Annotated in this window: 16 protein-coding genes and 1 pseudogene; 2 read left to right on the top strand and 15 right to left on the bottom strand. The window is 40.9% G+C overall.

Going from position 1 to position 18979, the window contains the following annotated elements; translation table 11 throughout:
- Positions 1 to 29: 29 nt before the first annotated feature.
- Positions 30 to 566, bottom strand: a complete 537-nt coding sequence (locus ACZM6M_RS09760) for a peroxiredoxin-like family protein (protein ID WP_118585086.1) — start codon at positions 564 to 566, stop codon at positions 30 to 32.
- Positions 567 to 767: 201 nt separating this feature from the next.
- Between ACZM6M_RS09760 and ACZM6M_RS09765 the strand changes: the two genes are divergently transcribed.
- Positions 768 to 1280 (top strand): MarR family winged helix-turn-helix transcriptional regulator, encoded by a 513-nt coding sequence (locus ACZM6M_RS09765; RefSeq protein WP_182433841.1) that lies wholly within the window; start codon positions 768 to 770, stop codon positions 1278 to 1280.
- A gap of 326 nt (positions 1281 to 1606) precedes the next feature.
- Here the strand turns inward: ACZM6M_RS09765 and ACZM6M_RS09770 are convergent, their stop codons facing one another.
- The 8 genes from ACZM6M_RS09770 to ACZM6M_RS09805 form a co-directional block, all read right to left on the bottom strand.
- Positions 1607 to 1939, bottom strand: a complete 333-nt coding sequence (locus ACZM6M_RS09770) for a type II toxin-antitoxin system RelE/ParE family toxin (RefSeq protein WP_118585084.1) — start codon at positions 1937 to 1939, stop codon at positions 1607 to 1609.
- Positions 1940 to 1942: 3 nt separating this feature from the next.
- Positions 1943 to 2242: a type II toxin-antitoxin system RelB/DinJ family antitoxin gene (locus ACZM6M_RS09775; RefSeq protein ID WP_118585082.1), complete on the bottom strand. Its 300-nt coding sequence runs from the start codon at positions 2240 to 2242 to the stop codon at positions 1943 to 1945.
- Positions 2243 to 2369: 127 nt separating this feature from the next.
- Positions 2370 to 3086, bottom strand: a complete 717-nt coding sequence (locus ACZM6M_RS09780) for an IspD/TarI family cytidylyltransferase (RefSeq protein WP_489490280.1) — start codon at positions 3084 to 3086, stop codon at positions 2370 to 2372.
- Between the two features lie 582 nt (positions 3087 to 3668).
- The gene (locus ACZM6M_RS09785; protein ID WP_489490281.1) at positions 3669 to 4376 is read right to left on the bottom strand and encodes a dihydrodipicolinate synthase family protein; all 708 of its coding nucleotides are present in this window, start codon (positions 4374 to 4376) and stop codon (positions 3669 to 3671) included.
- Between the two features lie 66 nt (positions 4377 to 4442).
- On the bottom strand, positions 4443 to 5738 hold the full coding sequence (gene ltrA, locus ACZM6M_RS09790) for a group II intron reverse transcriptase/maturase (protein WP_489490282.1): 1296 nt from the start codon (positions 5736 to 5738) through the stop codon (positions 4443 to 4445).
- A gap of 457 nt (positions 5739 to 6195) precedes the next feature.
- Complete coding sequence (locus tag ACZM6M_RS09795; RefSeq protein WP_118741322.1) at positions 6196 to 6438, bottom strand: dihydrodipicolinate synthase family protein; 243 nt, start codon at positions 6436 to 6438, stop codon at positions 6196 to 6198.
- Positions 6439 to 6471: 33 nt separating this feature from the next.
- On the bottom strand, positions 6472 to 7635 hold the full coding sequence (locus ACZM6M_RS09800) for a UxaA family hydrolase (RefSeq protein ID WP_118696936.1): 1164 nt from the start codon (positions 7633 to 7635) through the stop codon (positions 6472 to 6474).
- A 12-nt stretch (positions 7636 to 7647) separates the two neighbouring features.
- Positions 7648 to 7932, bottom strand: coding sequence for a UxaA family hydrolase (locus ACZM6M_RS09805; RefSeq protein ID WP_118585074.1), 285 nt, complete (start codon positions 7930 to 7932; stop codon positions 7648 to 7650).
- A 144-nt stretch (positions 7933 to 8076) separates the two neighbouring features.
- On the opposite strand from ACZM6M_RS09805, the gene ACZM6M_RS09810 reads away from it, so the two are divergent.
- The gene (locus ACZM6M_RS09810; protein WP_118741319.1) at positions 8077 to 8916 is read left to right on the top strand and encodes an IclR family transcriptional regulator; all 840 of its coding nucleotides are present in this window, start codon (positions 8077 to 8079) and stop codon (positions 8914 to 8916) included.
- Positions 8917 to 9031: 115 nt separating this feature from the next.
- Here the strand turns inward: ACZM6M_RS09810 and ACZM6M_RS09815 are convergent, their stop codons facing one another.
- The 6 genes and pseudogenes from ACZM6M_RS09815 to ACZM6M_RS09840 form a co-directional block, all read right to left on the bottom strand.
- Positions 9032 to 9946 (bottom strand): amidohydrolase family protein, encoded by a 915-nt coding sequence (locus ACZM6M_RS09815; protein WP_489490284.1) that lies wholly within the window; start codon positions 9944 to 9946, stop codon positions 9032 to 9034.
- A gap of 2 nt (positions 9947 to 9948) precedes the next feature.
- Positions 9949 to 11061: pseudogene (locus tag ACZM6M_RS09820) on the bottom strand (PTS transporter subunit EIIC).
- Between the two features lie 482 nt (positions 11062 to 11543).
- Complete coding sequence (locus tag ACZM6M_RS09825; RefSeq protein ID WP_489490285.1) at positions 11544 to 13832, bottom strand: C40 family peptidase; 2289 nt, start codon at positions 13830 to 13832, stop codon at positions 11544 to 11546.
- Positions 13833 to 13877: 45 nt separating this feature from the next.
- Positions 13878 to 14621, bottom strand: a complete 744-nt coding sequence (locus ACZM6M_RS09830; protein WP_278495028.1) for a class B sortase — start codon at positions 14619 to 14621, stop codon at positions 13878 to 13880.
- Positions 14614 to 16548 (bottom strand): hypothetical protein, encoded by a 1935-nt coding sequence (locus tag ACZM6M_RS09835; RefSeq protein ID WP_489490287.1) that lies wholly within the window; start codon positions 16546 to 16548, stop codon positions 14614 to 14616. The genes ACZM6M_RS09830 and ACZM6M_RS09835 overlap by 8 nt, the downstream gene beginning before the upstream one ends.
- Positions 16549 to 16838: 290 nt before the next feature.
- Entirely contained in the window at positions 16839 to 18923 is a 2085-nt protein-coding gene (locus ACZM6M_RS09840) for a hypothetical protein (protein ID WP_489490289.1), read from the bottom strand.
- Positions 18924 to 18979: the final 56 nt, after the last annotated feature.

Genomic DNA, 18979 nt, shown 5'->3' on the forward strand with positions numbered 1-18979 from the left:
ATCTGCCCTTTATTTTTTAGTCACCATTATTATTTAAGAAGCTGTTCTAACTCCTGTGGAGTCGGTACATCTGCCCCATCTTTTCCATATTTTGCATAAGTAATGGTCAGATCAGACTTTACAACAAATGCAGCTGGAAGTTGCAGTTCCTCTCCTTCATAATCTCCATGGGAAAATAGCTTTCTTGCTTCCGTTACCTTAGCTACTACATTTCCACCACCAAGCTCTTCCTTATCTTTTGCCGGGTTGATTTCAAATTCTTTGTAAAGTTTTCCTTCCGGGTCACAGATGATCTCAAAAGGAAGTGTTTCCCGTGTCATCTGCTTCTTAATGCTTTCCGGCGTCGATTGCAATACTACAAAAAGCTTACCAGTATCTCCTACAATCTCCTGGTAATGTTCTGCATAAGTATGGATATCATACTGACACAATGTACATCCATAGTACCTGAGAAATACGATTGCTGTCTTTCCTTTTCCTACACGGCTGCTTAATGCCTCTTCTGGTCCAAATGCACCTGCTGCTGTAAAATCCAGCATTTTTTCTCCTACTGCCAATCTTGCCATAACAAATACCTCCTCTGTATGATCATATTGCTTAATATTTAAGCTGCTACACTATAACTGTAACAAATTTCAACACGAATTACAAGGTACATAATGCGAAATAAACAAAAATATGGGCACTGTTTAATTGACTTTACCCCCACTCCTCCTTTATAATTATGAAGTAAGAAATAAAAAATTAGAAAAGGAACTTATATTCTTATGGATAATCAGCATATAGATGAACGCTATGAATTATATTGTAAAATGTTAGATGAATTAGACGAAAGCTGCCGCCTTATCATAGACTATGATTCCGTTCCTCATAACTATGGATCTGCCACCCTTTATCAGGCCGAATCTCAGATCATCCATCAGGTTGGACACCGCCCAGGAATCACTGCCAACGAAATTGCCGCAATCTTCAAAAAAACTCCCAGTGCCTGCTCTCAATTAATAAGGAAACTTAGGAAAAAAGAACTGATCACTCAGAAAAGGAATAAAGAAAACAACCGTGAATACCAGCTGTACCTCACAGAAGACGGTGAGAAGATATTTAGGGACCATGACCATTTTGAAAAATGTTGTTACCAGCGAAGCTATCAGAATCTAAGCAGCTTCAGTGAAGAGGATTTTAAAACATATATCGCCATCCAGCAGAAACTAAACGAAACATTTGCAATGGATGTAGAGGAAAGCAATCGTGATCTTCCTGCTATTAATTACCATCATTGAACATTTTGTTCTGCTATATCGTGAACTACATCGGCAATTGAATTACCGAGCATCTGATTACGAAGCATAGCTCCGTAGCTTCAGAGGTGCGTCCATGACACCCATACTGCTACCCAGATGGGTTACACAGCTGCTTTTATTGTTTTTGTACTGCTCAACCCGGTTACGGGCATATCAATTTCTTTGCCGGATACGGCATGATACTTTCTCAAAATATTATAAACTCCTACTGCATCTGCATTGTAGATCACAGTATCTACAATGCAGATGCCACGCTTTTTTCGAATTGCCGATGTAGTTCACCAATCCCCTGACAAGTTAGGCTGCTATTCCATATCCATATTGGCAAGCTGCCTAATTTGATCGCGTCTGCTATAGATAACTGCTGTTACTTGAACTCTGCTGTTTTCGTCATCAACCCAATAATAAATCAGAAAATTCTTAACGACAATCTTACGCATTCCCTCCGTCCTCCAAGGTTCTTCATCAATCAAGGCATGTTTTTTCGGAAAACACGACAACTTCATAATCTCTGCCTTTATCTTATCAAGCAGATTATCCGCTGCGTCCGGTACCATCAGATCATTTGAAATATAATGCATTATCTCTTTCATCTGCTCCAATGCCTGCCTTGTTACCCTTACCTCATATTCATCCATGTACTATATCTCCACCTTTAATTGATTAAAAGCCTCATCAACAGATAGAGAATCATTCCTCTTTGCCTGTGCAAGTCCGGTCTGCATCATAGTATTAAATTCAGCTTGTGTTATAGAATCTCTTGTAGCAAGCTTATCTGGAATATCAAGTGAAAACGGTACTCCATCACGCATAATGACCTGCCTGTATGTCATATCTATGAATACAGATACAGGGATTCCAAGTCTCTCAAGGATCGCCTCTGCTTGCTCTTTTATATTCGGTTGAATTCGGGCTGTTACATTTGCAGTTTTTGTTGCCATAGTATGCACCTCCTGTTTCTTACAGTGTACCACTATGTATAGCTTTTTACAATACGAATCACTTGTATTTTTCTAATAACACTCTTTTCTCATTACTTTTATGTAAATTGATTTCATCAAATCAATTTCATAGCTTCATTTTTCTTTGTTGCAATAGTACGTAACCCTCAAACAACGCAAGATCCTCTTTTGTTGTAATTTTAATATTTGTCTGATCTCCATACGCCTGATACAATCTATCTCCAAGAGCATACATCAAAGAAGTTGTATGCGGTTCGACCTTCTCAATTAATCCTTTCTTTTTTGCCCTCTCGTACACATTCAGAAGATAATCAAATCTGAACCCATAAGGACATGCAATCTGAATATATTTATCCCTATCACCCCATGTCTTGCTAGTAGCATTTTCGTCATTACTTCCTAACAACTGATAACATGGCGTAGCTGTAATAGCTGATCCTTTATCTTTCATCACACGGATCACATCATTGACAATTTTATCCGATGTAAACGGTGCAGCCCCATATTGAATCATAACATAATCATCAGGCTTGATTGTATCCTTTAAATTATTGATACCGCTCATTACAGAATCTTGAAAAGTATCTCCGCCATCTGCAATCCACTTTACTTTGTTCAGACCATATTGTTCGATCATTCCCATAAGATACTCTTTCCATTTCTTATGGCAAACAACCTCTATTGCGTCTATCTGAGGATTATTCTGAAAAATTTCAATTGTGTATGCCAAAACTGGTTTTCCAAGTACTTCAATAAATTGCTTCGGACGCCCTGTACCCACACGAGAGCCAACTCCACCCGCAAGAATTATTGCTGTGACCATTATTCCTTTTCTCCATAACTTTCCAATGCGAAGTCAATAAATCTCACCAAATTTCTGTAAGATGGTAAGAAGAAAAAACTGTCATCATCACCAACGCTACCTTTATAAATCCCCCAGCAGAACCAATAAAACGCCGAAATAGGGATAAATGCAATATAATACCGATGTTCATCTTCCGTTAACGTTCTACCAACAAAAGCCTTTAGGTATCTCTCTATCTGCTCATCCGACCAATCATAACGACATAAAATACATCCAATATCATTCGCCGCATAGTTTAAACCAATGTATTCCCAATCAATTAGGTAGATTTCTCCTTCTACCCAATATATTTATCATAACATTATCTAAAAAAACTCCATGCTTAGATTCTTGCTTTTTTCTTGCGATTACATTGATAATTAACTTCTACACCGCACCTCTTCAAAATGAATAAAGCCAGTACTGGATATCAAATCCTGCACCGGCTTTATTCATTTTAAACTGTTTTAGGCTGAAAAAGTTGAACTAAGCTAAAGCATGCCCAGTTACTTAATCAGCCTAAAAAAGTTCTTCTAAAAAGACTCAGAGATAACCATTTCTTTATTTCTGAATTTTAGATATAATTTCTTTCAACATCCCATCGACCATTTGCTTCTGATTTTCTGTTACCTCAAGCGCTGGTCGTTTACATGTAAGCGGAAACGGAATACCGATTACGGACAACCCATATTTCATGGCCGGCATGAACGGAGTGGAAATAGCATAAAAATCCATTAATGCATCTATCGTCTGCTGGATCTGTGCGCTTTTTTCCATGTTATCATGTTCAACCGCATCTACCCATTCAGAACAAAGTTTAGGGAAAACATTAGATAATGCTGCAATACAGCCATCCCCGCCACTGCTGACTACATGTGCAAAATTATCATCATAGCCCGAATAAATTCTAAACTCCGGATATTCCGGTTTGATCCTACCGATCAATGTCCTTGTATGAGACGGAGCACCGAACGTATCTTTTAATCCAATAATGTTTTTATGCTTTTTAAGCAGCTGCAAAATTACATTTACGGACAAATCAAATCCTGTTCTATCCGGAAAATTATAAAGAATGATATTACCATTAATTCGTTCGGCTACATAATCATAATACTCTTCTACTCCGGCATCATCTGTTCCTATATAATATGGTCCGACAATCATAACCGCAGTTGCGCCCTGATCCAATACATAATTAGAGAACTGGATTGTCTCATCTGCAATCAACCGACCTGTTCCTATGTAGTCGAGTAGACTAAGACCTCTCAATCTTAGCCCCTCACAGATCCGTACGTGCGGTTTTCCCGCATACGGCTCCTCATAGTAACATTCACTTTAATATAAGCAATAGTACGTTTTAGGCTTTGCTAATGGATAATACTTGAGCATTTCCACAAATCCATTCCATGTGTATGCCCGTCTACAACCTCTCCGATTCATGGCTTTAAACAGAAACTGCTGAACCCTATGTAAAAATGTTGTTATCTTTCGGAAATTCCATGTAACACCATAGTACCGATAGTGTCCGATTAGCTTCACATTCAATTCCTTGATTATCTCTCGCATCGGTCGATTTCGATTATCATAAATCCAGTTCTTATAGGCTCTGACCTTTTGCTCAAACTTCTTTCTTGAAGTCTGTACTTTTGGTGCGAAACCTCCTTTTCGATTTTTGCTGCAGTAGAAAGTAAATCCCAGAAAGTCAAATGTTTCCGGTTTATGTTCCCCTCTTGCCCTGCAACTCTGCTCTGCAAATCTTCCAAATTCAATCAATCTGCTTTTACTACTCTCAAGTTCCAGACTAAACTTTTCCATTCGTTCTTTTAACTCTTTATAGTATCTTTCAGCTTCTGACTTATGTTGAAATCCTGCAACAAAATCATCCGCAAAGTTGACAAGAAAACACTCTCCCTGCATTTCCTTCTTCACTACAAGTTTGAACCACAGCGTCAACACATGATGCATGTATATATTCGCAAGCATCGGACTCATTACGGAGCCTTGTGCCGAACCTTCCTCTGTTGGTTCAAATTTACCTTGTTCCATTATTCCTGCTTTAAGATATTTACGTATCAGCCACAGTAAGTTCTTATCCTGTATGTTCCATTCGAGAAACTTCATCATCCACTCATGGTCGATATGGTCAAAGAACCCTTTGATGTCAGCATCTACGATATAGCTGATTTTCCCATAACTTATCCGTTGATATACCTCTTTTATCGCTTCGTGACAACCTCTGTTCGGTCTGAATCCATACATACAGTTTAGGAATCTTGGCTCATAAATAGCACCCAATATTTTCTTCACTGCCATTTGTACAATCTTATCCTCATAAGAAGCTATCCCTAATGGTCTTTTCTTTCCATTTGCTTTAGGAATGTATACCCTCAGCGATGGAAGTGGCTTAAAGGATTTGTTTTTCAGCCTTTGTACTAAATCCTTGATATTTCTGTCAAGGTTCTTCCCATACTCATCTTTGGTTACCTTGTCGATTCCGACTGCTTTGCTCCCATCTAATTTCTTATGACATTGCTTTAGCATATCTTCATTTATCAAGTGGTACACTGATGTAAATATAGGATGTTTTGATTTTACCGATATCTCAGCTATTCTTACTAATTTCGTTTCCATTATTTCCTCCGTCCCTGAGTACGGATAATGTGTCCTCAGTAAGACCTTTACTATGCAATCCCCTTCCCTCCATCGGCATTACCTGATTTCTACAGTACTATGAGATTGTCCGACTACCTGCCATTCATTTGAAGTCCTCCGTTTTCAGTTGTGACTTCATACTCTTTTTCGAGAAACGGCAGGTTCTCCCCAGTTGATGTGTATTCACAATATAAAACATGATTGGTTCTCTGACTCCGCAGTGCCACATAACACTCGCCATATCGCATTATATGATATTGTCTTCCGCACCAGTTAAGACGTCGACCAACTGAAGTTAACGTTTCGAAGCTCAATCACTATTCAACCCTGCTTTCTTGCTGTCTACGCTTGTCAGATGCCGTTACCGACATCGTCCCAAGACTCGCTATTATCTGGTTGGCTAAACCTTGGATAAACCGGATTCCCACCGGCTTGACTACACACCCTTAGCTGGGCGCACAACTGGAATTTTGCCCTTTAAATATGCGATAGAATCTCTGGCAAATGCCATTGCCTCTTCCAATGTCATCGCATAAAATTCTCCAGAACTACCCATGATCGCTATTCCGTTCAATCCGCCTTCTATAAGGTGATCAAATTGCCTTTTCATTGCCTCCATATCAACTTTTCCGTTTTCATCAAATGCAGTCAGTACCGGACAAATATATTCTGCTCTCATCTGTCTTTCTCCTAGTTCTATATTTTTTGATCATCACATATAGTTGCAGGCACGGGAAATTGCTGTTTCAATGTATCCAAGTGCCTCAGCTTTTACCAGCCTTCCATTGCAAATGTCAATCACATCCCGCATAAATTGATCTGTAATTTCTTCCATGGTTTCCGGTCCATAAATCACATGGCTAGCATCGAAGTCAAGATTGTCCTGCATCGTTTTATAAGTTTTCTTATTTGCTGTAATTTTCATAACCGGTGCTACTGCATTTCCAGTTGGTGTTCCAAGACCAGTTGTAAACACAACAAGCTGGCATCCTCCTGCAATCAATCCAGCTACAGATGCCGCATCATTACTTGGCGTGTCCATGATGATCAAACCTTCACCTGTTTTCAGCTGCTCTGCATAATCGTATACAGCATTGATCGTACTTTTTCCACCTTTATGAATGCAACCCAGTGATTTTTCTTCCAGTGTTGTAAGACCTCCCGCAATATTTCCTGGTGACGGATTTCCGTTCCGGATCTCCTGCCCGATTCTTTTTAATGATTCCTCATAGTCATACACAATTTTGTAAATTTTATCATGTACTTCTTTATTGGCAGCACGCCTTGCCAGAATATGTTCCGCTCCCAGAAATTCTGTCGTTTCACAAAGCACCGATGTTGCGCCCATTTCCACAAAGCGATCGCTCAACTCACCAACAAGCGGATTTGAACCTAGTCCGGATGATGGGTCACTGCCGCCACAGTTTGTTCCTAAAATCAGCTCGGAGATAGGGAATTCTTCCCTTCTTAAAAGTCCAGCCTCTGCTACCATTTCCTGTGCGTAACGAACTCCCTTTTCAACCGTTTTGATTGTACCGCCTTCTTCCTGAATGATCAGGGTTTTCAACGGCTTGTTGGTTCTTTCACGAATTGCTTCTACTACCAAATCCATCTGGCATCCTTCACATCCCAGTGAAACAACAACGGTTCCGTAAATATTTGGATTTGCAGCATATCCTGCCAGAACATCCATTGTCAGCTTCATATCCGGCGGTACCTGAGAACAGCCATTCTGATTATTAAAGGTAATGGCTCCTTCTACCTGAGAAGCAATAATCCTTGTAGTATCTGATGCACAGATACTTGCCGGCAAAATCAATATATGATTTCTAATCCCTACCTTGCCATCTGGTCTTTTATAGCCCCAAAAATTCATAAAAATCCCTCCTCAATCTACTTTCTTTTCTCTGATACTTAAAACGTTATGTGTATGCACATACGATCCGGCCGGAATATCACAAGCTGCTTCTCCAATGTACTCGCCATATTTGATAATTTCGCTTCCGGCTTTTATCGGAACTCTGGCAATTTTGTGATACATAGGAATATCCTCCAGCACTTTTATCTCCTCTGATCTTCCATTCACCTGATACACCGCATTCGTTCCTTTCGAAAGCGGTTCAATTGCTACAATGACATTATCTTTTTCATTGATCAGCATTGCATTTCGCATAATTTCCTACCTCCTTATTCTTGACAGATATCTATCTTGCACATTATAGTTCTATAGTATAATATAAGTATTATTTAGGTGTTGCGAAACTCAAATCTGTGATTAAGCCAAAGTTATCCACCTTTATCCTATAGGTAACAAAATATGCCGTATTTATGCGGTTTGTGGCGTTTCGCAAACGCCTATATAAGTATTATTTATAGAAAGGAATTTGCCATGACCAAAGACGAGCACCGCTCAACAGTACGTGTGTTATCTATATTGTTAGCATTATCAAACACACCGGACGGAATGACCCTTGCAGAGCTTTCCCAACAACTTTCTGCACCAAAGAGTAGTCTGTTTACTATTATACATACTATGGCTAACCAGAATTTTGCTTCTTACAATGAGGTGACTCAAAAGTACAGTATTGGTTTAAATGCCTATCTGACCGGCGTTGCTTATATGGAAACACATAATATATTTGAACGGTTTCAGGAAGAAATGAAGTCCATTGTCAATCAGTGCTCCGAGATTTGTCAGCTCGGCATTCTTGACCATTCTGAGGTTCTCTATCTTGCGAAAGTCGATTCCCCAGAACCAATCCGCCTGTCATCTTCTATCGGGAAACGCCTTCCTGCATACTGCACCAGCCTTGGAAAATCTCTGTTATGCGAATGTACAAAAGAGGATCTGGAAGTTCTCTTCCCCAATCCTTTGATTCCGTTTACACCAAATACAGTTAAAAATCTGGATGAATTATACAAACAGATTCTTACTGTCCGCGCTACCTCCATAGCTATTGAACGTGGAGAAACTCATCCAGACATCTCCTGTATTTCCACCCCACTGTTCCACAATGGAAAACCAGCTGCTTCCATCAGTGTCAGCGTACCAACTTTTCGTTTCACACCAGAAAAGCAGACGCAAATCGAACAGATTCTTCTTTCTGCCAAACCACGTTTTGAAAAACTTTTGGAACAGAATGAACGGATCTTTTAATATAACCACTCTGCAGAATAGTAAGAATTGCTGCAGACCGTCTTTTACGAAAACAATTTTTTCCAAAGATGGTCTGCAGCATATCAGTCAAATATCAACCATATAAGATGAATGATTAACCTAAATAATAAGCTTCAACAGCATTCTGATAGAATACCATTTCTAATTCTTTTTCTGTAAATACATCGGATTCAATAATAAAATTATATAAATCTGCGTATTTGAACTTTGTCATAACACATGGTGAATCGGTACCCCAGATAATTTTTTCGGTTCCAAGAACTTCCTTTGCCATGCTGATAAACTTTAATGCAGTTGGATACGGATATGCCTCCGGACTTACATTCCATGGTAGTGCTGATAAGTCAATCCATACATTTTTGTGTTTCAAATAAGGCAAAGCTTTTTTCAAAGCTGCTCCATCCTCTCTTCTTGGCGCCAGTAAATGGCATACCACGATATTTAAATCAGGATATTTCTGCGCCAGACGGTCTACAGCCTCTACTTGGCAGCTTTCCATGAAAGGACTGCCAATATCAAGAACCAACGTTGCCTTCTCTACTTTTGAGATTTTTTCAAAAATTTTCCCAAAAGGTTCACCGTCAATAATAAAATTCTTGTGATATCCCATCATACCACCACCAACGCTTACCTCAAATTTAAATACTTTTGCATGCAGATCATCGATGAAATGATTAAGAATGGAATCTGCCTCCTTGCAGAAAGCATCCAGTGTTACAGCAGCCTTAAAACGATCCGGATATTTTTCTGCTGTTTCCATAGCATATTCGTTCTGAAATCCGTAGAGGCTTCCCTGCAAAAGAATTGCTTTTTCGACATCTTCTTCATCCATAATCTTCAGCAATGTTTCGGCCATAAATTCTTTATCTCCGTATCCTTTCGGTATGATAGCCATTTCATCGCCATTGGCCCATCGACATACACCGTTTCCAATTGGTCTTAACTCGCCGCATTTCCCAAAACTTGCAATACGCTCAAAAATGTGTGCATGTGCATCAATCTTCTTCATAGTTAGATCTCCTTTTCATTGTTATTTAAATCAGGAATTGCTACCATCATTGTAAATACAAATGCTAACCCAAAAGCAACCACCAGTGAAATTAAAAACGGAACAAAGGCATGACTCATAAATACCGACAATGTCGTGAGTGCAGGCAATGCAAATGAAACGGCCCGGCATCCGAAAAATCCGGCTACGGCACTTCCGATGCCGCCAGCCACACATGCACATGCCATTGGCTTTTTCAGTCTAAGGTTTACACCAAACATGGCCGGCTCTGTAATGCCAAGCAAAGCAGTTAATGACGCAGATAATGCCTGAGATTTGAACGTTGCGTCCTTGGCTTTGACTGCCACTGCGAGAGCTGCGCCTCCCTGAGCAAAAATGGCCCCGCCGAACAATGCCATAATTGTGTCATAACCATATACCGCTACATTGTTTAGTGCAATTGGGAACAGTCCCCAGTGAAGCCCCAAAATAACCATAAACGGCTGTAAAGCACCAATAAACATACCGGCTACCATGGGACTTTAATTATAAATCCACTCATATCCTTTTGCCAACCAGCCGCCAACAAAACTTCCAAGCGGTCCAAATACAAGAAGCGTAACAGGAACAATCACAATCACGCAAACCGGAGGCGTAAACAAATATCGAAACGTTTCCGGTATTACCTTATAACAGAACTTCTGAACAAAACTCATACAGTAAATAGCCAGAAGAATGGGAATTACAGAAGCAGAGTAAGTCACAGTTTTCAGAGGAATTCCAAAGAAGGTGGCTGTTCCCTCTGTTGCCATAACTGTAGTCATACTGGGGTGTAAAAGAATACACGCAACTAAAATTGCCGAGAACGGTTCTACATCAAATTTTTTTGCTGCAGTATAAGCTAAGAACAGCGGAATAAAATAAAAGAACGCGTCGCTCATGGCATTCAGAATATCATAAGTTGCTGTTCCATCTGTAACTATCCCATTTGCAACCATAAGTACCAAAATACCTTTTAATATTCCCACAGAAACCATGAGATTAATAAAAGGAAGAAACAAAGAAGATAGCAGATCAATAACATGCGCTACTCCTTTTTTCCATATGTTTTCACTTTTATTGCTTGAATCTCCCATAGAAATTTCCTCCCACCGTGCAACGATGACACAACAGTAATAAATGTGTTTTCCATATTTTTGTTTGCAGTTTCCGACCAGAATGTTAAACAACAGATTAAGTTACAAAGTTATTATCTTTTTTAATCAATCTATATCCATCTCCCCTCGTTCGTTCCTATATAGGAACGCTATTTTTATTTACGAACGTCCATGACTACATATTACTACCATGTCATAAGTATGTCAATTTTTTTCGATCTTTCTTTTTCATTTTGTGCAAAACATCTAATTTTTCTCATTAAAATTTTATACATCATCCCAAACTCTTTTGTTACCCATTGACTATATATGCTCTTAACACTGTTTCTGCTGCAAATAAAACCAGGGTACAAAACATTACCCTGTAATAAAATTCTGCGCCTGGTTAAATTATCATACTCAGTTTTCCCTATTATTTGTTTACAATCCCGGTACTGTTGCCGTTTACTCATGACTAATTATTATTTAGAAACTGATTTCCAGTCACCCATGCTCATATCAAAATTTCCACTGTATATAATGGGATTCCCAGTCATTGCCTTTTGATTGTACGCTTCATAACGTTTCAGAGCCTCGTACCCTCCTGGCATATACTTTGCAAGCGTATGAAACCGGTCAAAATTATAATACCGCGTAAGTGCAGTCGGTATCCCCTCATAACGTTCATTCTGGTATGTTTCAACAATCCCGTTTATCTCATCTCCAGAATACGTATATGCCAGGTCAGAATAGCCGGAAGAGGCGCTGCGAAGCAGGCTGTTCGGATAATACCAGGTATATCTTCCGCTTGTTGTGTCCGGGTCTCCGTAAATTTCCGTTTTATGCGGCAGACTCTGGCAGGTTGCAAAATCATATTCGGATTTTTCGTCTGTCATCACATTAAAAGCATAATCATATTTCATCGCGATTTGATCAAATGCCACATCCACATCTTTTACCGTGATCTCCCAGTCCCATACTCCCTCTGTCTCCCCGCGGCCTTCTCTTCCCATGGATGCCAGAATAGAATACATATAGAGCATCTGCCAGTCCAACCGGAGCATACATTCCGTATCTTCATTGCTGACCAGTATCTGTTTGCTCACATATGCCTCAGCATCTTCGTACCAGCTTCCCTCTTCATCTTCATGCTCGATCTGATACTCCCGTAATCCGTATACGGTAATAGAGCGCTGCAGCAGGTACTGAGTCTCATAGTCATATACTTTCTGTAGCAGGTACAGAAGCGTATCCCGATTTATCTTTAAAATCCGGTAATCGCTCTCAGTTAAAACCACATCGTTTTTGATGGCATTTAACATCATGGCATTGGAAACACCACCTGCTGCCGCGCTCGTATTGAGTGAGCCAATAAATGCCCCGTCATAGTTTCCATCCAGGCCACCGAGGTGCGTGGCTCCATTCATAAATGCAAAGCAGGCTGCTATCTGCTCCGTTCCCCAGCGGTTTCTCTGGGACGGGTGCCGTCTCGCCTCTGCCTCATATATTTTGGTAAGCCATTCCCTCTCATCAATCCCGGGATAATATGTACTTGTTGCAGATCGTAAACCATTCTTTGTATTATCCTTACTCACCGTTGCTCCATTTCGGATGGCCAGGGACCAAATGGTACCTCGAAGGGCCGGGCTGTATTCTTTTATATTGATGCCATAATTGGATAGAAGTCCGCGCTGCGCTGGCAAATAATAAGTCTCATAGGCGGTCCGGCTCTGTAGCCCTGCAAATTCATCCGGATAGTTCATGTAAGCGGCGTGCCATGCATTGATCAGGGAAGCGCGGTTAGAATATAACGGCGGATTTATCATGCTCGGCTTTGTGTCTGTTTCCTTGCGGTATCCGCTTTCAATCGAAGACATATCAATAAACTGCTGGAACTGTCCATAATGCGCCTGATTATAGGAAATGCAAAATTTCAGGAAATCTACCAGTGAATATCCAATATCGAACTGGTAGCAGCCATATGCATATCCACCATCACTTCCAGCCAGGTTAAACCGTTCCCTTCCGGACTCAAATACCGTCCAGCCGGTCCAAACCGTTCCTCCAGGCACCTGCATGACGATCCCATTATCAGGCCCATACCCGGAGGAATCCGTAAATAAAGCATCATCTGAGGAATCATCGATACTTTCATCAAGTAAATTTAGATAAGGCCGGAAAAAATAAACCTGTCTTGCGGACCGGTATCCGGTATTTACTAATGGTTCAAAGACCGTCCCGTATTTAGCTCCTTTTGCATGTATCACCTGACCGTTCCCAGCATACATCATCATATGGTTTCCCGATGACTTACCATACCAGATTACATCTCCAGGCTGAAGATCCGCTTCTTCGATGAATTGTCTGTTTTTGGTCGCAAAATTTTTCCAACCAACGGTTGTCATGCACCACCCAGATCCCATAATACCTTTTAAATCAAAGCCGGCCTCCTGATAGCAGCGTGCAACCATGGAAGAACAGTCCCAGGATCCCTCCAGGGTTCTCTTTGCCTGGCTGTAAGACCAATTCAAACGTGACCGCGCTATCGCAACTGCCCGTTCCCCGATCTTATTATAGGATGAAATATCTCCATAAGCCCAGAAATCACTTCCCGTGTTGAACTCCATATTGAACAGACTCTTCAGTGCATATTTCATGTGGTATACCGATGCAATACCAATTCCAACCGTTCCTAATGCAACAAGCACCACACTGATTATCACAAGCCACTTTAATTTTTTTATCATTCGTCCGAATATCCGTTTTTTCATAACCGTCTCCTACCTCTAACACGCAGGAGCATCACCTCCTGTCCTTCATTTTTCGATCATCGCAAAGCAAATTGTCCTTTCATCCCTGCTTCCATAACTGCAAGTCACCAGTGCAAGCATTTTCTTTTGAATTGTCTCTTCCGGCAATCCATTCCATGAATTGCGACACCATTCTTTGAAAAGCAGCTCTTCTTTCACCATTTGCGAAGGATCAAAACTTTTTGCTGAGCAAACAATGGTTCTGATCACGCTGTATCGCTCTTCCCTGTCTGGGAAATATAAATAAATTGATTTGTGGTCATTCAAATAATCCGCATCCGTATACCGGACGATATCTTTAAACATCGTCCCATTGCGCATATGGTGTCCATAAAGTACAACTAGATGATCCTCTGCCGCAGAGGAATTGGATCCATCTAGCATAATGGCACCAAATTCCCGCTTATTGCCCTCTGCCGAATGCGTCATATAATATTCGTTATCATCGGCCCGCCAGCAAATGGGATAATCGATAGCTGTCCCAGGAATCTGTATCCAGCCAACAATATCCGGGTTGATACTCTTTAAGACTTCAAAATCTATCGGTGAAGTATAAAGCACCGTTTCTTCCCTGGTTGCTCCATTCCCCTTACGCCCCTCCTCTTCTGATAGGTTTCCTTCATTTCCGGGAAATGCTGCCTGTTTCAAATGCTCCTGTTCCATGCGCGCCTCTATATAAGAAGACGATCCCTGATAAACACAGATACCTGCTGCCAGGATCAACGACATGGCAACAGTCTTTCTAATCATTGCATAACCCCCTCCAGTCAACCGGCGTATACTGCTTTTCTTTATGAAATGGAACTTTGTATGTTTCCTCTTCCTGATGTTCTCCTGTACGGTATATAAGGAATGGAATATATGGCACCTTGTTCTGTTCCTTCACATACAGGTCCATTCGTATCCAGGGCCGCACCGGTCTCTGAAGTGCCTGAAGAAATTCTGAGTAATGAAGCATGATATAATCCTGTGTAGAGTTCATCAGAAACGGAACAGACTCAAAAGCATAACCGGTGCCGAATGCTGTCATTGTCGGTGCCACCTTTTTTGCAAGTAAGGCCATACCCATGGCTGCCTGATCCGTGATGTGCTCCTCACTGCCCCACTGGTTATATAAAGTTCCTTCTTTCAGATAGCTCCCGTCAGCCAGTTCCTCCCTGTCATTCATCAGCATGATCATAATGGTATTCTCTCTGGCGGCCGGCGGGAGCCGTACATAATCCCTTGCCCGGATAAGGCCGCCCATATCGGAACTCAAATTTTCAATCAGGACCGTAAGCTCACCAACCATAAATACGCATCGGTAAACTGTACCAATTTCTGCAACGTCCTGTTCTTCAAACAGCGGAATGGCATACACGGATGAAACCTTTACATTTTCCCTGGTAATACCCAAATGATAAAGAAAGACTCCAAACTGATCCCGGAAGTATAGCTCCGGGAATAAAAATGGAATTTCCTGTTCAAAATCCTGATGGGAATTGCAGGAGAGGCTCATTCCATTCCTCAACCCCTCCAACGCATACGAATTATTCTTTCTGATCTGTTCAAACAGATCCATTCTCTTTTTCAGAGCATACTGCCTGCTGTATTCTGTTCTGGATGTTTCCAAATGATTTCTGCAGAAATCCGATATTTCTGTCATACAAGCTAGGATTTCTTTCTCTTCGGCCTGCTCCTGATTACTGCACTGCTCCTTTAAAACATGCAAAAAGAATTCTGCATCTCGATAAAACTGTTTCTTTTCATAGCCAAACGCATCACATTCTTTTACCTTTCCCAGGGCCTGTTCCATTTTTTTCAAAGTTACAGAAGCATCTGGATCCTGTTGCCTGCAGATAAAGGACAGAAATGGCAGCAGCGGCTGTTGATAACGTTTTATGGATTCAAATTTTAAAAGATCTGTCTGCTGAAGATCATCCGCAGGATCATTGCTGAAAACAAACACCACATTGATTGCCTGATGCAGGGAGATTTGCCGCATCCGGCGGTTTACCTGTGCATACGCATTGCATTTAAAAAGTAATCCACCATGCGTACTTACCCGCTCTGTTCCCATATCAATCTCTATACAAAGTGGACGTTCTTCTAAGTGATCCGTGCATCGGTATGACAATTTTAGATCTGCAAAGATATCTCCACGCTTCTTCGCCTGGCCGCTATACTCCCGCATCATTTCAACTGAATACGGAACTTCAAACTCCAGCTGCGTCCATTTCTCTCTATAATCAGAGAGTACCATTTTCAGCGCCGCTGCGATCTCTGCTTCCTTATGCGGGGATAATTCCATATTTGTCCTGCCTGTAGCATATGCATCCAGGACCGAAACCATATTTTGATCTCCATGGAAATATTCGTTTATCAATTCGTAAAGGTGCTTCTTCCCAGCCTGGGTAATGGAATACAGTCCTTTCTCCCGCGCTCCTCCTTGTTCCTGCATTTTTATCCAGCCCCGTTCAATACATGTTTTGACCGTCCGCTGCCCCATGCTTCCAGCTTCCTGGATACACGGATCAATATGCTGAATCAGGAATAGGATCATCTCCCGCCTGAGGCGCTTATATTTTAAGAGCAGGGCCAGAATTAAAATCACCCTTGCATCTGTTCGGCCGGGCCTGGAACTTGCAAATACACTATTTTTTAAAATCTCATCGTAAATCATTCTAAGATGTAACATGTACCACCTCATCTACTCTCATTTATTTCTAATTTTTTCTCATACATATTTCATGGTGCCTGGCTTCTGGGTTTTTCAGCTCTAAAAATATCCTTTTTATGTATGCCTTTTTATGGGTTCAAAAACATTATTTCAGGCATTCTATAGGTTTTTCTTACTGTATAAGCTCCATGTGCATGGCACAGTTTCTTCTGTTGTACATGGCACAACATAGTTATGCCATGCACAGGCCGCTGCGTTTCTCACCTGGGTTATGCCACGCACATGGCACAAAATCCGCCCCATATCTTTCAAATCCAGTATCGTTTTATCACTGGCATCCTGCACCCACTTTCAGACAGCAAATGCGCATACCGGCTCATTAATATCTGATCCATTTCATCAATGATATGACGGTTTCTGGTATCTACTATCAACGAAAAACTGCTTGCGTCCAGCGCCACCAACATTGCATTAGAACGTATAAAAATCGGTTCTGTTAAGGCCTGCACAATGGTATATCTCGTTGCCAGAAGTAGATCTGACGGTGCATTTTCTGGAATCAAATCCGGAGAAATTTCGTAACACATAAAGATCTGATCCTTCTTCTTTTCATTCAAATCAAATGGCGAAAACTCGCATGACAGGAATGTCTTCCGGCACAAAAAATCTCCATTGTGACATTCGCGTGATGTGCCAAAAGCATATTCTACATTCACATAATGTCGGTACAGCTTTCTTATATCTTCCGATAACAGCAAAGGTTCTTTGCTTGTCACATAGCGCTTATATAGTGCTGTCACGGAATACACATTACTGTTATCGGGAGCAGTTTCTTTCACTATATCTGCCATTGGCTGCAACTGGTCTGTCCCCTGAACAGCATTATAAAGAGACGACAATGAATAAATTTTTGCTTTTGGACGAATATTTCCAAGATCATTCATAGAAAGGATACGCCACACAAGATACACTGAATATGTATAAATTGGCCGCCGGATCACATGAAATAGATACTCGAACACAAGTGGTTTGATCATCTTTTTGTTCAGAAAATAGGCACATCTTCGTGACGCAACCGTTATGAATAGCCCTTCCTGCTTCCAGCGTTTCGCATAATCTATAGTCAGCCATTCTTCCAAAGATACTACGGCGCAAAACGGCAAAAAGTCCTCGCTGTGTATGTCTATCACATCCCCGTCTTCCACAATCAGCGCGCCTTCATCTATCATAAATGCCATTGAAACCTTTTGAGATTCCTCATTTTGTGCTGTATTTTTATCCGATCCTGCTTCTGTCCCACTCTCTGATGTCTGACTTATACGGTCAGAACCTGGTAAAAAATCAAGCATATACTCTACATTTTTCGGCACATTTTCTGCTGTTTTCGGTAACAGGAATGGAACTTTTTCGCCGGGCAATGCCCACTTTTCTCGGATTTCCATATGTGCCTGTGGATCATTTTTTATCGAATCCAACGGCAATTTATGATTATTTTTTTGAGTGTCTGGAACGGGCTTACTAGAATTTTCCAGGCAATTCAGTCCCGAAGTTTTCTCTTCTTCCTTCGCTTCATGCCCTAAAAAACCTGCACTCATGCTCGCCTGACTCATCAGTTCCTCCAGTGATAAAGCCGGCCTGTCGCTGTATGTAGGAACCAATATTTTCTTTTTATGAGCAGAGTGTGCTCCTTCAGGACATATCTGTTTATCATCTTTCTGACCAAATTCTACCGCTACTGACGCAAAAAACAGATAAGGAATTTCATCATATATACAGATATCTTCAAAGAACTGCTGTCGCTCGCGTCCTTGGTAAGCAGGTGCAGCACGAAGTTTCTTCAGACAATCCTCATACCTTTTTGCCGAACACACCTCATTCTCTATTAAAATGGCATCCAGTAAACTCCGCAGAATTTTCCTGGCTGCCAAGGCATGTTGCTCTGGCAGTATTCCCCGATTTCCATTTAATATATGATCCAGCAACTTTTCTTTGTCATATAGGAATGAAGCAGAGGTACGCTTCCTGGCATCTTTGAACGCTTTATATAATTGTTCTCCAACCGGTAATACATACCCTCTTATGTGCCCCATCTGTTCTAAAATGATGCAAACCTGCATGTGAAATACATTTTTTCGTATCATTGAAACAGTCGGATTATGAAACATATAACGCAGCACCTGCAGTTCCGCGTTAAGCTGACAATTACAAAAATCTTTCGAGAATTCACATATTTTGCAAAAATCTACTTTCTGACATTCCGGTTCAAAGTGAAAGTTTGTATCCACTTCTTCGCAATGAAATGACAGTTCCCCATATGTCTGGTATAAATCGGAAATGTAGGCTGATTCAGGCTTTGTGTCTACTATTTTCATGCTCTTTAATTCTTCAAACACATAATCACACTGCTCCTTCGTGTATCCACATGAAGCGCATTTCTGAATTACATAGA

It is taken from the genome of Enterocloster sp., assembly GCF_057861365.1.